General features: G+C 71.4%; 8 protein-coding genes. 3 read left to right on the top strand and 5 right to left on the bottom strand.

What is annotated here, in order from left to right:
• Window positions 1-500 precede the first annotated feature (500 nt).
• Entirely contained in the window at window positions 501-5462 is a 4962-nt protein-coding gene (locus OIU81_RS22570; RefSeq protein ID WP_329150662.1) for an NAD-glutamate dehydrogenase, read from the top strand.
• Between the two features lie 88 nt (window positions 5463-5550).
• On the opposite strand, the gene OIU81_RS22575 is transcribed toward OIU81_RS22570, so the two are convergent.
• Window positions 5551-6354, bottom strand: a complete 804-nt coding sequence (locus OIU81_RS22575; RefSeq protein ID WP_329150664.1) for an ABC transporter ATP-binding protein — start codon at window positions 6352-6354, stop codon at window positions 5551-5553.
• Window positions 6347-7282, bottom strand: a complete 936-nt coding sequence (locus tag OIU81_RS22580; protein WP_329150666.1) for an ABC transporter permease — start codon at window positions 7280-7282, stop codon at window positions 6347-6349. The genes OIU81_RS22575 and OIU81_RS22580 overlap by 8 nt, the downstream gene beginning before the upstream one ends.
• Window positions 7283-7429: 147 nt before the next feature.
• Between OIU81_RS22580 and OIU81_RS22585 the strand changes: the two genes are divergently transcribed.
• Window positions 7430-8053, top strand: coding sequence for a TetR/AcrR family transcriptional regulator (locus OIU81_RS22585; protein WP_329150668.1), 624 nt, complete (start codon window positions 7430-7432; stop codon window positions 8051-8053).
• 87 nt (window positions 8054-8140) lie between these two features.
• Here OIU81_RS22585 and OIU81_RS22590 read toward each other — a convergent pair whose 3' ends face one another.
• Complete coding sequence (locus tag OIU81_RS22590; RefSeq protein WP_329150670.1) at window positions 8141-10501, bottom strand: bifunctional glycosyltransferase/CDP-glycerol:glycerophosphate glycerophosphotransferase; 2361 nt, start codon at window positions 10499-10501, stop codon at window positions 8141-8143.
• A gap of 204 nt (window positions 10502-10705) precedes the next feature.
• Here OIU81_RS22590 and OIU81_RS22595 point away from each other — a divergent pair, with 204 nt between their 5' ends.
• Window positions 10706-12901: a PIG-L family deacetylase gene (locus OIU81_RS22595; protein ID WP_329150672.1), complete on the top strand. Its 2196-nt coding sequence runs from the start codon at window positions 10706-10708 to the stop codon at window positions 12899-12901.
• Here OIU81_RS22595 and OIU81_RS22600 read toward each other — a convergent pair.
• The gene (locus OIU81_RS22600; protein ID WP_329150674.1) at window positions 12868-13296 is read right to left on the bottom strand and encodes a GtrA family protein; all 429 of its coding nucleotides are present in this window, start codon (window positions 13294-13296) and stop codon (window positions 12868-12870) included. The genes OIU81_RS22595 and OIU81_RS22600 overlap by 34 nt on opposite strands.
• Window positions 13296-14270 (bottom strand): glycosyltransferase family 2 protein, encoded by a 975-nt coding sequence (locus OIU81_RS22605; RefSeq protein WP_329150677.1) that lies wholly within the window; start codon window positions 14268-14270, stop codon window positions 13296-13298. Before OIU81_RS22605 ends, OIU81_RS22600 begins: the two co-directional genes overlap by 1 nt.
• Window positions 14271-14303: the final 33 nt, after the last annotated feature.

Here is a 14303-nt window from a genome sequence, read left to right on the forward strand (position 1 = left end):
CTGGGTCGATGTACCTAGGGCCTTTCCCAGGATCTGTCCCGGGGTCCGTAGGCCCGTCCGGCCCTCTGGGTGGCGGTGCCCAGGTGTCGCTCCCGGGTGGGGCCGGCGGGGCCCGGGCGGGTAGGGCAGCACGCACACACCACCCCGGCCGTGCGTTGTCCGGAAGGTCTAAGTTCACGCCAAGGTTTTGTACCTACCAGGCCCATGACGGCACCCGTGGGGGGAGCGATAGCCTTGCACCGTGATCAGCGCGATATTCCGCGGGGGCATCGAGGCCCCTGCCCTGCGCCCGGGACACGACCGTGACCGGGCGATCGCTGGTCGTTGCGGCCAATATTCCCTGTCGACTTTGTCAAAAACAGTCGATGGCGACCCGGCCCTCTCTTATCGCGGCATAGCGTCGACAGCGACAGAACACCTCGCGTCACGGCGGCGTTGTGCGGCTTCCATCACGTTCTTCCACAACGTCACGCAACGGCGCGCGACAGGAGCCAGAGGACATGCAGACCAAGCTGGACGAAGCCAAAACCGAGCTGCTCGCCAGGGCCGCCCGGGTCGTTGAAAGCAGCCCGGCCGGGAGCAAGCACCCGGTACGGGGTCTCGACCCGGAAGCTCTGGCGGGATACCTCCAGCGCTACTACCTGCACACCGCCCCCGAGGACCTCGCCGACCGCGACCCGGTGGACGTCTTCGGCGCCGCGCTCTCGCACTACCGCCTCGCGGAGGTGCGTCCTCAGGGCACCGCGAACGTCCGGGTACACACCCCGACCGTCGAGGAGAACGGCTGGACCTGCAGCCACTCCGTCGTCGAGGTGGTCACCGACGACATGCCGTTCCTGGTCGACTCGGTCACCAACGAGCTTTCCCGGCAGGGGCGCGGCATCCATGTCGTGATCCACCCGCAGGTGATCGTCCGCCGTGATGTCACCGGCAAGCTCATCGAGGTCTTCGACTCCAACTGCGACGCCCACGGCCGCACCGGCAAGGGCAAGGCCACCGAGCTGCCGCACGACGCGGTGACCGAGTCCTGGATCCATGTCGAGATGGACCGAGAGACCGACCGCGAGGACCTCAAGCAGATCACCGCGGATCTGCTGCGGGTGCTGTCCGACGTCCGTGAGGCCGTCGAGGACTGGGAGAAGATGCGCGGCGCCGCCGGCCGGCTCGCCGACGAGCTGGGCACCGAGCCGACCGCCGACGATCTGCGCGACCAGGAGATCGAGGAGGCGCAGGAGCTGCTGCGGTGGCTGGCCGCCGACCACTTCACCTTCCTGGGATACCGCGAGTACGAGCTGACCTCCGTCCCTGGTGAGGGCGGCGCCGAGGAGGACGTGCTGACCGCGGTGCCCGGTACGGGCCTGGGCATCCTGCGTGCCGACCCGCCGCACCGCGAGACCGCCGACGGCCACCCCGTCTCGCCGTCCTTCAACCGGCTGCCCGCGGACGCCCGCGCCAAGGCCCGTGAGCACAAGCTGCTCGTCCTGACCAAGGCCAACAGCCGCGCCACCGTGCACCGCCCGTCCTACCTCGACTACGTCGGTGTCAAGAAGTTCGACGCCAAGGGCAATGTCATCGGTGAGCGGCGCTTCCTGGGCCTGTTCTCCTCGGCCGCGTACACCGAGTCCGTCCGCCGGGTGCCGGTCATCCGCCGCAAGGTCGCCGAGGTGCTGGAGGGCGCGGGCTTCACCCCGAACAGCCACGACGGCCGCGACCTGCTGCAGATCCTGGAGACCTACCCGCGCGACGAGCTGTTCCAGACCCCGGTCGACGAGCTGCGGTCCATCGCCACCAGCGTGCTCTACCTGCAAGAGCGCCGCCGGCTGCGCCTCTACCTCCGCCAGGACGAATACGGCCGCTACTACTCCGCGCTGGTCTACCTCCCGCGCGACCGCTACACCACCGGCGTGCGGCTGCGCCTGATCGACATCCTCAAGGAGGAGCTGGGCGGCACCAGCGTCGACTTCACCGCCTGGAACACCGAGTCGATCCTCTCCCGGCTGCACTTCGTCATCCGTGTCGAGCCCGGCGCCAGCCTGCCCGAGCTCACCGACGCCGATGCGGACCGCCTGGAGAGCCGGCTGGTGGAGGCCGCCCGCTCGTGGGCCGACGGCTTCGCCGAGGCGCTGACCGCCGAGGTCGGCGAGGAGCGCGCCGCCGAGCTGCTGCGCCGCTACGGCCACGCCTTCCCCGAGGGCTACAAGGCCGACAACAGCCCGCGCAGCGCCGTCGCCGACCTCCAGCATCTGGAGAAGCTCACCGGTGAGCCGGGCAAGGACTTCGCGGTCAGCCTCTACGAGCCGGTCGACGCGGGCCCGGGCGAGCGCCGCTTCAAGATCTACCGCCGGGGCGAGCCGGTCTCGCTGTCCCGGGTGCTGCCCGGCCTGAACCGCCTGGGCGTCGAGGTCGTCGACGAGCGTCCGCACGAGCTGCGCTGCGCCGACGCCACCATCGCCTGGGTCTACGACTTCGGGCTGCGGATGCCGGAGCACGTCAAGGGTGACGACGCCCGCGAGCGTTTCCAGGACGCCTTCACGGCGGTGTGGACGGGCGCGGCCGAGAGCGACAACTTCAACACCCTGGTGCTCCAGGCCGGGCTCAACTGGCGCCAGGCGATGGTCCTGCGGGCCTACGCCAAGTACCTGCGGCAGGCCGGTTCGACCTTCAGCCAGACGTACATGGAGGACACCCTCTCCAACAACGTCCACACCACCCGGCTGCTGGTCTCCCTCTTCGAGGCGCGGATGTCCCCCGACCGGCAGCGGGCCGGCACGGAGCTGACGGACGGGCTGCTGGAGGAGCTGGACGGCGCGCTCGACCAGGTCGCCTCCCTGGACGAGGACCGGATCCTGCGGTCCTTCCTCACCGTCATCAAGGCGACGCTGCGCACCAACCACTACCAGAAGGACAGTCAGGGCCGGCCGCACGCCTATCTGTCCATGAAGCTGGACCCGCAGGCCATCCCGGACCTGCCGGCGCCCCGCCCGGCGTACGAGATCTGGGTGTACTCCCCGAAGGTCGAGGGCGTCCACCTGCGGTTCGGCAAGGTCGCGCGCGGTGGTCTGCGCTGGTCGGACCGCCGGGAGGACTTCCGTACGGAGATCCTCGGCCTGGTCAAGGCGCAGATGGTCAAGAACACCGTCATCGTGCCGGTGGGCGCGAAGGGCGGCTTCGTCGGCAAGCAGCTGCCCGACCCGTCGCAGGACCGCGACGCCTGGCTGGCCGAGGGCATCGCCTGCTACAAGACCTTCATCTCCGGTCTGCTGGACATCACCGACAACCTCGTCGGCGGCGAGGTCGTCCACCCGCAGAACGTCGTCCGGCACGACGAGGACGACACCTACCTGGTCGTCGCCGCCGACAAGGGCACCGCGACGTTCTCCGACATCGCCAACGAGGTCGCCGAGTCCTACGGCTTCTGGCTCGGTGACGCCTTCGCCTCCGGCGGCAGCGCCGGCTACGACCACAAGGGCATGGGCATCACCGCCCGCGGCGCCTGGGAGTCGGTCAAGCGGCACTTCCGCGAGCTGGGCCACGACACCCAGACCCAGGACTTCACCGCGGTCGGCGTCGGCGACATGTCCGGTGACGTCTTCGGCAACGGCATGCTGCTCAGCGAGCACATCCGGCTGGTGGCCGCGTTCGACCACCGGCACATCTTCCTCGACCCCGCCCCGGACGCGGCGACCTCCTACGCCGAGCGCCGCCGGCTCTTCGAGCTGCCCCGCTCGTCCTGGGCCGACTACCGCACCGAGCTGCTCTCGCAGGGCGGCGGCATCCACCCCCGCTCCGCCAAGTCCATCCCGATCAACGCGCAGGTGCGGGCCGCGCTCGGCATCGAGGCCGGCATCAAGAAGATGACGCCCGCCGATCTGATGCAGGCCATCCTCAAGGCGCCGGTCGACCTGCTGTGGAACGGCGGCATCGGCACGTATGTGAAGTCCTCGGCGGAGTCCCACGCAGATGTGGGCGACAAGTCCAACGACGCCATCCGTGTCAACGGCGAGGACCTGCGGGTCAAGGTCGTCGGCGAGGGCGGCAACCTGGGCCTGACCCAGCTGGGACGGATCGAGTTCGCCTCGACCGGCGGCAAGATCAACAACGATGCGATCGACAACAGCGCCGGTGTGGACACCTCCGACCACGAGGTGAACATCAAGATCCTGCTCAACGCCGTGGTCGCGGACGGCGACATGACGGTCAAGCAGCGCAACAAGCTGCTGGCCGAGATGACCGACGAGGTCGGCGCGCTGGTGCTGCGCAACAACTACGCGCAGAACACCGCGCTGGCGCTGGCCCTCGCCCAGTCCTCCAGCATGCTCAACGCCCAACAGCGCTTCATGCGCCGCCTGGTGCGCGACGGCGATCTCAACCGGGCGCTGGAGTTCCTGCCCACCGACCGGCAGATCCGTGAGCGGCTGAACGCCGGGCGCGGGCTGACCCAGCCGGAGACGGCGGTGCTCCTGGCGTACACCAAGATCACGGTCGCCGAGTCGCTGATCCAGACCGGCCTGCCGGACGACGCGTATCTGCAGCGGCTGCTGCACGCCTACTTCCCCTCGGCGCTGCACGAGCGCTTCGCCGAGCAGGTCGACGGGCATGCGCTGCGCCGCGAGATCGTCACCACGGTCCTGGTCAACGACACCGTCAACACCGGCGGTACGAGCTTCCTGCACCGGATGCGGGAGGAGACCGGGGCCTCCCTCGAAGAGGTCGTGCGGGCGCACACCGCGGCCCGGGCGATCTTCCGGCTGGCCCAGGTCTGGGACGACGTCGAGGCGCTCGACAATGTCGTCGCGGCCGAGGTCCAGACCCGGATCCGGCTGCACTCGCGCCGGCTGGTCGAGCGCGGCACCCGCTGGCTGCTCAACAACCGCCCGCAGCCGCTGGAGCTGTCGGAGACCATCGACTTCTTCGCGGAGCGGGTCGCCGAGGTCTGGGGGGAGCTGCCCAAGCTGCTCCAGGGCACCGACCAGGGGTGGTACCAGACGATCCTGGACGAGCTGACCGCGGCGGGCGTGCCCGAGCCGCTGGCCGTCCAGGTGTCCGGGTTCTCCTCGGTCTTCCCGGCGCTGGACATCGTCGCCATCGCCGACCGCACCGGCAAGCAGCCGCTGGATGTCGCCGAGGTCTACTACGACCTGGGCGAGCGGCTGCGGATCAACCAGCTCCTCGACCGCATCCTGGAGCTGCCGCGCAACGACCGCTGGCAGTCGATGGCCCGTGCCTCGATCCGTGAGGACCTCTTCGCGGCCCATGCGGCGGTGACCGCCGATGTGCTGTCGGAGGGCAACGGCTCCTCGACGCCGGAGCAGCGGTTCAAGGCCTGGGAGCAGGCCAACGCGGCGATCCTGAGCCGCGCCCGGGCGACGCTGGAGGAGATCCACGGGTCGGAGGGGTTCGATCTGGCGAACCTGTCCGTGGCCATGCGGACGATGCGTACGCTGCTGCGCGCGCACAGCTGACCGGCGGCCGCCGCGCGCGGCCGGGCAGGCGCACACATGCCTGAGGGGCGCACCCGTCGTGGGTGCGCCCCTTCGTCATGGGCGGGGGCTACTTGCCCGTCTCGTTCTCGTACGCCTCGATGACCTCGTCGGTGGGGCCGTCCATCAGCAGTTCGCCGCGCTCCAGCCACAGGACCCGGTCGCAGGTGTCGCGGATGGACTTGTTGTTGTGGCTGACCAGGAAGACGGTGCCGGCTTCCTTGCGCAGTTCGCGGATGCGGGCCTCGGAGCGCTTTTGGAAGCTGCGGTCGCCGGTGGCCAGGGCCTCGTCGATCATCAGCACGTCGTGGTCCTTGGCGGCGGCGATGGAGAACCGCAGCCGGGCCGCCATGCCGGACGAATAGGTGCGCATCGGCAGCGAGATGAAGTCGCCCTTCTCGTTGATGCCGGAGAAGTCGACGATCCCGTCGTAGCGCTCGCGGACCTGCTCGCGGGACATGCCCATGGCCAGGCCGCCGAGCAGGACGTTCTTCTCGCCGGTCAGGTCGTTCATCAGCGCCGCGTTCACGCCCAGCAGGGAGGGCTGGCCGTGGGTGTAGACCTTGCCGCTCTCGGCGGGCAGCAGGCCGGCGACCGCCTTGAGCAGGGTGGACTTGCCCGAGCCGTTGGAGCCGATCAGGCCGATCGACTCGCCGCGGTAGGCGGTGAAGGACACACCCTTGACCGCGTGCACCTCCCGCACACCCGTGGAGGGCTTGCGGCGGATGATGCGGTTCAGCGCCGCGGTGGCGCTGCCCTTGCCGGCGCCCGTGCCGTAGACGCGGTAGACGATGTGCAGATCGTCCGCGATCACGGTGGGGACGCGGGCCTGGGCGGCCTCGGTCGGCTGGATGCCGGTCTTGTGCTCAGCCACGTCCGTACCGCTCCTCGGCCTTCCAGAAGTACACAAAGCCGGCCACACCGGCGAGCAGCGCCCAGCCGGCGGCGAACGCCCACACGTGCGGCGGCAGTTGCTTGTGGGTGAAGCTGTCGATCAGCGCGAAGCGCATCAGGTCGATGTAGACGGCGGCGGGGTTCCCGTTGAGCAGGATCACCACGAGCTGCGGGAGGTGCTTGCCCTTGAGGATCACGCTGATGCTGAACATCACGCCGGAGGCGTACATCCAGGTCCGCATGATGAACGGCATCAGCTGCGCCAGGTCCGGGGTCTTCGCCCCCAGCCGCGCCATCACCATCGCCAGACCGGTGTTGAACACGAACTGCAGGGTCAGGGCCGGCACGACCAGCAGCCACGACCAGGTCGGCACCTGCCCGAAGCACAGCAGGATGATCACGAGCACGCCCATGGAGTACAGCAGCTGCTGCAGCTGGGCCAGGCAGAACGAGATCGGCAGACAGGCGCGCGGGAAGTGCAGCGCCCGCACCAGGCCGAGGTTGCCGGAGATCGCCCGCGTTCCGGTCATCACCGAGTTCTGCAGGAAGGTGAAGACGAAGACGCCGGTCACCAGGAACGGGATGTAGTCCGGCACGCCCTTCCGGGTGTTGATCAGTACGCCGAAGATCAAGTAATAGACGACCGCGTTGAGCAGCGGGGTCAGTACCTGCCAGAACTGGCCGAGCTTGGCGGTGGTGTACATCGCGGTGAGCCTGGCGCTGGCGAACGAGGTGATGAAGTGCCGCCGGTGCCACAGCTGGCGGGTGTACTCCCGCAGCGAGGGGCGGATGCCGCTCACCGTGAGGCCATGGGCTTCGGCCAGCGCACGCAGCTCGGGGTCGGGGGCGGTGCCGGGTGCCGGCGCCCGGGCGGGCGCCGGGGTCGGGGGCGCGAGGGTCTGGGGCATCGAGGAGGCCGCTTTCGCTTGCGTACGGGGGCGGTGGAACGAGAACGGGGGACCTACGACGGGACGGGTCCGTATCGTCGCGACGCCGACACTAAAGGGAGTTCACGTCGAAACGCAACCGTAGCGTCGTGACGCTATGCTCAAGCCATGGCAAAAGAGGGCAGCGGGAACGACTCCGCGGCGGCGCGCCGGAGCCCGGCAGGCGCCGCCGTACTGCGCGAGGACAAGACCGAGGCGATCCGGGCCGCGGTCTTCGAGGAGCTGGCCGTGGCGGGCTTCGCCCGGATGTCGATCGAGGGCATCGCGCGGCGGGCCGGTGTAGGCAAGACCGCCGTCTACCGGCGGTGGCGCTCCAAGCTGCACCTGGTCCTCGACGTGGTCTCCGCGGTGGCCGCGGCGGGCATGCCGACGCCGGACACCGGGTCGCTGTCCGGCGATGTCCGGGTGCTGCTGGAGGTCGCGGCCCGGGCGCTGCGGCACCCCATGGCCTCGCAGATCATCCCGGACCTGCTGGCGGAGGCGGCCCGCAGCCCCGAGCTGGCGGCCGCGCTGAAGGGCGCGCTGCACGACAGCCAGGAGGGCGTCGCCACGGCGATGGTGGCGCGCGCCGTCGAGCGCGGCGAGATCCCGGCGGGTGCGGACGGCCGGCTGGCCCTGGACCTGCTGACCGGGCCGCTGTACTGGCGGCTGCTGGTGGTCCGCGACGCGGTGCCGCCCGGCTATCTCGACGAGCTGACGACGGCGGTGGTCAGCGCGCTCGGCGGACGCTGAGACGACCGGCCCCGGCCGGATCCGGAACCTGCGGGGTGCCGCGGCGGAATCCCGCCGCGGCACCCCGCAGGTGTCCTCTCAGGTGGTTCAGCCCGCGAGTCCGAGGTCCGTGGCCTCGTCGGTCGGACTGCTGTCCCGCTGGGCGGGCAGCCGGCCGCCCGGGAGCGGCAGCCGGCCGGGGACGGACCCGCCGGCCGCGGCGCGCGGGGACGGGGCGACGGTGCGCCCGGCCGGCGGCAGCGGGGCCGGGGCCGCCTCCTGGCCCAGGAAGACCCGGCGCACGACCCGCTCGGCGGCGTGCCCGTCGTCCCACTGGCAGAACCGCGCACGGAACGCGGCGCGCAGCCCGGCGGCCGCGTCGTCGTCCCAGCGGCCGCTGCGGAAGGCCTCGATCAGCTCGTCCTCGCTGGTGGCGATGGCCCCCGGGGTGTCGCCCGGCCGGCCCGAGAGCAGGTCGAAGGTGACGCCGCGGGAGCGGACGTAGGTGTCCCAGTCGTCGGCGTAGGTGACGATCGGCCGGTCGAGGTTGGCGTAGTCGAACATGATCGACGAATAGTCGGTGACCAGGGCGTCGGCGGCCAGGCACAGCTCCTCGACGACCGGGTGGCCGGAGACGTCGATCAGCGCGCCGCGCTCCTGGAGCGCCTGGAGGCGGGCGTCCCGGTCGTAGAAGTAGTGGGTGCGCACCAGCAGGACGAAGTCCTCGCCCAGCCCGCGGGAGAGCTTTTCCAGGTCGAGCCGGGGGACATAGCCGACCTGGTAGTCGCGCATGGTCGGGGCGTAGAGGACCGCCGTCCTGCCGGGCGCGATGCCCAGCCGCGCGCGGATGTCCAGGACGTCCCGGTCGGTGGCCCGGTAGTAGACGTCGTTGCGGGGGTAGCCCGCGTTCACCGACTCGAAGCCGCAGGGGTAGACCCGCTCCCACTGCTCGGTGGTGTGCTGGTTGGCGGAGAGCGAGAAGTCCCAGCGGTCGGCGCGGGCCAGCAGCTTGCGGAAGCTCATGCCCTTGGCGGCGGCCGGGTAGCGCTTCTGGTCGGTGCCCATGGACTTCAGCGGGGTGCCGTGGTGGGTCTGGAGGTGGATCTGGCCCTCGCGCTTGATCACGCCGTCCGCGAAGTTGACGTTGTTGACGAGGTACTTGGCGCGGGCCATCACCTCCCAGTAGCGCGGCGAGTTCAGCACGACGTGGTCGATGCCGGCCGGGACCGCGCCGGCCTCGGCGAGGTGCTTCTTGACGACCCAGACGCCGTGCACCCCGGGCGCCAGCTCCTTGGCCTTCTCGTAGACCGCCAGCGGGTTGCAGGCCGGCAGCCGGTTCCAGTAGGCGGAGTAGACCGCGAGGTTCTCGTCCAGCGGCTGGCGCAGCAGCGCCTGGTAACGCAGGTCCATGGCCTTGCGCTTGGCCTGCCGGACCCGCTTGCCGGCGTGCTTGCGCACCGTGCGCCGCACCTTGCCGGCGGCCTTGAGGCCGGCCAGTGCCGGGTAGGCGTCCTTGGCGAGCAGCGCGTACTTGCCGCCGGCCAGGCCTGCCGGGCGGACAAAGCCGGCCGGTATCCGCAGGCGGTAGTCGCGGGCGGCGCGGTGGAAGAACTCGGCGGTGGCGTCCCGCGGCAGCCGGCCGGGCTTGTCCAGGACGGTCAGATAGTGGTCGACCATCTTGCGGAACATGTGCGGGCGCCAGCGCGACAGCTCGGGGTGGGCGTCCAGGTGGGCGAAGACCCGCGCGTACTGGTCGAAGACGTCGAAGTGCTTGCGGCTGGTGGTGCGCAGGATGTTGCCGCCCTGCCGGCGCTGGCGGTAGTGCAGACATACCCGGTCCAGGACGGCGATCCGCCGTGCGGTGATCAGGGTGCAGAACGTCCAGGGGGCGTCCTCGTAGTAGCCCGCGGGGAAGGTGAAGCCGTGCTCCTCGACGAAGTCGCGGCGGTAGGCCTTGTTCCAGACGATCTGCAGCAGATCGAGCAGCCGGGGGCGCTCGGCCAGCGAGAAGACGGGTGCGCCGGACTCGGCGAGCAGCCCGGCCAGGGTGTTGCGCCGGGTGGCGCCGTCCCAGTGGGTCCGGGCGTAGTCGAAGATCAGGATCTCGGGGTCGTCGGTGGCGGCCAGCCGGTCCGCCAGGGCGCCGAGCGCGCCGGGGGTGAGGGTGTCGTCGCTGTCGAGGAAGAGGACGTAGTCGCCGCGGGCCCGCTCCAGGCCGGCGTTGCGGGCCGGGCCCAGGCCGGCGTTCTCCGGGAGGTGGCGGACCCGGACGCGGGCGTCGCGGGCGGCGTACTCGTCCAGGATGGCGCCGCTGTGGTCGGGGGAGCAGTCGTCGACGGCGATGAGCTCGAAGTCCGTGAACTCCTGTGCCAGCACCGAGTCCAGGCACGCGCGCAGAAAGCCCTGCACGCGGAACACGGGGACGATGATGCTGAACCGGGGTACGGCGTCAAGGCCTGTCTCGGACATGCGGTGCTACTCCTCGTAATGGACTGAGTACAGAAAGCAGAAATCTCCCCAAAGGGGTCTCTCGCGTCGTCAGTCGTACGACACCTGTTCACTCAAAAAGGTTGTTCTTCGTCATCTGAAAGTTCCGTGGGCCCCGTCACATACCCGGTGAAGCGGGTCATTGCCGGGCGGGCAGGAACTCCCGGGTGGCCGAATACTGAGTGCGTGTCACCCGCGCACCCGCCCCCCGTCTCCCGCCGCCGGCTCCTCCAGGTCACCGCCGGCGGGCTGCTCGCCGCGACGGCGGGCGCCGGCGTCTGGGCCCGGCTGTCGGACGACGCCTCCCGCACGGCCGGACCGGCGGGCTCCGGACGCTCCCTGGTGGACCCGGCCGACCAGTCCTTCGTGCACATCGTCGCGCACGCCGATGACGGCCTGTTCTTCATGAACCCCGACCTGGAGCAGTCCCTGCGCAGCGGGGCCCGCTCGGTCACCGTCTGCCTCACGGGCGGCGAGGCCGACGGTCACAACGTCAGCCGCCGCGCCCCCGACCCCGGCCGGGTCCCGGTGGACCGGGCCGCCTTCGCCCGGGCGCGGGCCAACGGGCTGCGGGCCGCGCACGCCGTCATGGTCACCGGCAGCCCGGCCGCCCGCTGGGACGTCGCGGCCCGCTCCCTGCTCCCCGGCCTCGAAGTGGAGATCCAGACGCTGCACGACGCCCCGCAGCACCAGCTGATCTTCCTGGAGCTGGTGGAGTCCCGGGCCGTCTGGCAGGCCCGCACGGTCAGCCTGCGCGGCCTGTGGCTCGGGGCCGCCGCCACCCTCCCCACGCTGCGCCCCGCCGGCACCCCCGTACGGCGGCAGTACCACTACACCCGCGACCAGGTCATCCGGACCCTGGTGGCGGTGCTCGACCGGGCCCGGCCCACGGTCGTACGGACCCTGGACCCCAACGCGGTGCATGCGCGCAGGCGGCCGCCGGCCACCGCGGACCACGACCCCCGGCTGGCCGGGCCGCGCTACTACGACCATCAGGACCACACCGCCTCCGCCTACTTCGCGCAGGCCGCGCTGGCCGCCTACGCCGACCGCGGCCGGCCCCCGATCGTGGAGAACTACCTCGGCTACGAGGCCGGGGTCCTGCCGGACGACCTCGACCCGCGGACCTCCCGCCGCAAGGCCGCGCTGCTGTCGGTCTACGGCTGGGCCGACCATCGCGCCTGCGGCGACCCGGCCGGTTGCGGCGACCGCAAGGTGGGCGGCGATGCGCTCAGTGGCGTCTCGCGCCACTGGACCCGCAGCACCCGGCTGCGGGCGCCCGGCTCGAACGCCTGGATCCGCCCGGCGCAGGACGGCCGGCTCGCCGCCTTCGCGGTCCTGGGCGGCAGGGCCTACTGCTGGGCCGAGACCCGGCCGGGCAGCGGCAGCTTCGGCGTGCCGGCGCCGGTCGGCGGTGGGCGGTTGCAGGGGCAGATCCATGTGGTGCGCCGCCCGGACGGCACGCTCCAGCTGTTCGCCTCGCGCACCGTGCTGCCGGGCCGTCACACCGGCCACCACCGGGAGCTGTTGACCGCACCGCAGACCGGCACCGGCCGCGACGGGGTGCCCGTCTTCGCGCGCTGGGAGTCGCTGGGCGCCCCGGACGCGGACCCGGTCCGGTCGCTGGAGACCGGCTTCCCGGCGGCGGTGGCCGCCCCGGACGGCACGGTGCACGTCTTCGTACGGACCTGGGACGGCAACATCGCCCACCGCGGCGGCCGGCCGGGCCGGGACTTCTCGCCGTGGCAGCGGCTGGAGGGCACGGTCAGCACGCTGCAGGCGTCACCGCGGATCGTCGACGGGCTGGACGCCTGTGTGGACTCCGACGGGCTGGTCCATCTGGCCGCGCCGAGCGCCGGGACCGTGGCGCACTGGGTGTCCAAGGAGGCCGGGGGGCTGCCGCGGCCGGCCGCGGCCACCGGGCTGCCGCAGCCGGCCGGCCCGGTCAGCCTCGTCCCGCTGGCCGACGGGGTGGTGCGGGCCGTCTTCCGGCGGTCGGGCACCGCCCAGGTGCTGATCGCCGAGCGGCCGCGCAGGATCGGCGGCTGGCGGGTGTCGGCGCGGTGCGCGGCGGTCGGCGGGTACGGGCGGGTGGCGGCGGCGCCGGTCGGCAGCGCGGACCGGATGGTGCTCGCGGCCCGCGACGACGCCGGCGAGGTGCGGATGGCGATGGCGCAGGACGGCCCCGGGCCCTGGCAGCGGGGCCGGGTGGCGCATTCGGCGGCGGCCGGTGTCGCCCAGGACGCCGCCGGGCGCGCGGTGGTGGTCGCGCTGGGCACCGACGGCCGGCTGTACACCGCCCGGCAGACCTCGCTCGGGCCGCGTGCGCTGTTCGGGGGCTGGCGGGCTCAGACCCGTTCGCCCGAGCGGAGGGGCGGCTGAGCGGTCCGGGCGGGCGGGCGCAGGATGCGCCGGGAGACCAGAAAGGTGAACGGGAGGGCGAGCAGCGCCGCCGCCAGCGGCGCCACCGCGGTGTTCAGCCCGCACCAGCTCACCAGCGCCACCAGCCCCACGCTCTGCGCCGCGTAGTTGGTGACCTGCGTCAGCGGGAAGAGCAGGAACTTCTTCCAGGTCGGCCGGGTGCGGTAGGTGAAGTAGGTGTTCAGGAGGAACGAGCCGAGCATGCTCAGCGCGAAGGCGCCGGTGTAGGCCGCGAAGTACGGCAGCATCCGGCGCAGCGGCAGGTAACAGGCGTAGAAGGTCAGGGTGTTGACCCCGCCGACGGCGGCGAAGCGCACGATCTGGCCCCAGGGGGCGAGTGCCGGCAGCGCGCGCATCAGCCGGCCCGCGAGCCGGCGGGGGCGGCGTCGGCGGGGGCGGGCGCGGGGGCGGTGGTGTTGCTCTCCTTGACCAGGAAGTGCGGCCGCCGCTTGGCCTCGTAGTAGATCCGTCCGATGTACTCGCCGATCAGCCCGAGCATCACCATCTGCAGCCCGCCCAGGCCGACGATGATGGCCACCAGCGTCACATAGCCCGGCGCGGTGACCCCGCCGACGAGCGCCGCGCCGATGATCCACAGGGTGTAGAGGGCGGCGAGCGAGGCCAGTCCGAGCCCCGCGTAGATGGCCAGCCGCAGCGGGCGGCAGTTGAAGGAGAGCATGCCGTCGATGCCGTAGTTGACCAGCGAGCCGATGTGCCATTTGGTCTCGCCCGCCTCCCGGGCGGCGTTGCGGTAGTCGAAGGTGACCGTGTCGAAGCCGATCCAGGAGAACAGGCCCTTGGAGAAGCGGTTGTACTCCGGCAGCGAGAGCAGGGCGTCCACGGCCGTGCGGGACAGCAGCCGGAAGTCGCCCACGCCGTCGGTGAGTTCGACGTCCACCCAACTGTTGACGGCGCGGTAGTAAAGCCTGCTCAGCGCGGACCGCAGCCGCCGGTCGCCGTGCCGGGTGCGCTTGGCGACGACCTGGTCGTGGCCGAGCTGGTAGAGGTCGAGCATCTTCTCGATGAGCGCGGGCGGATGCTGCAGATCGGCGTCCATGAGGATCACGGCGTCGCCGTCGGCCGCCCGCAGGCCGGCCAGTATGGCGGGCTCCTTGCCGAAGTTACGGCTGAAGGAGAGGTAGCGGGTGGTGCCGCGGTGCTGCTGGGCGAGGCTGCGCAGCCGGGCCAGGGTGCCGTCGGCGCTGCCGTCGTCGACGTAACAGAGTTCGTACTCGACGGCGAGCCCGGCGAGGACCGCGCGGATCGTGTCGTCGAAGCGGCTCAGGACGGCCTCTTCGTTGTAGCAGGGGACGACGATGGAGAGCTTCATGAGCAGGCCTTTTCGCCGGGGGCAGGGGACGGC

Source organism: Streptomyces sp. NBC_01454, assembly GCF_036227565.1.
In the GTDB taxonomy this organism is placed as follows: Bacteria; Actinomycetota; Actinomycetes; order Streptomycetales; family Streptomycetaceae; genus Streptomyces.

What these genes read in the sequence shown, in the direction of transcription:
- OIU81_RS22600 (WP_329150674.1), bottom strand. Translation starts at nt 13,296, where the DNA reads ATGCGCGCGCTGCCGGCACTCGCCCCCTGGGGCCAGATCGTGCGCTTC.
- OIU81_RS22570 (WP_329150662.1), top strand. Translation starts at nt 501, where the DNA reads ATGCAGACCAAGCTGGACGAAGCCAAAACCGAGCTGCTCGCCAGGGCC.
- OIU81_RS22585 (WP_329150668.1), top strand. Translation starts at nt 7,430, where the DNA reads ATGGCAAAAGAGGGCAGCGGGAACGACTCCGCGGCGGCGCGCCGGAGC.
- OIU81_RS22580 (WP_329150666.1), bottom strand. Translation starts at nt 7,282, where the DNA reads ATGCCCCAGACCCTCGCGCCCCCGACCCCGGCGCCCGCCCGGGCGCCG.
- OIU81_RS22590 (WP_329150670.1), bottom strand. Translation starts at nt 10,501, where the DNA reads ATGTCCGAGACAGGCCTTGACGCCGTACCCCGGTTCAGCATCATCGTC.
- OIU81_RS22605 (WP_329150677.1), bottom strand. Translation starts at nt 14,270, where the DNA reads ATGAAGCTCTCCATCGTCGTCCCCTGCTACAACGAAGAGGCCGTCCTG.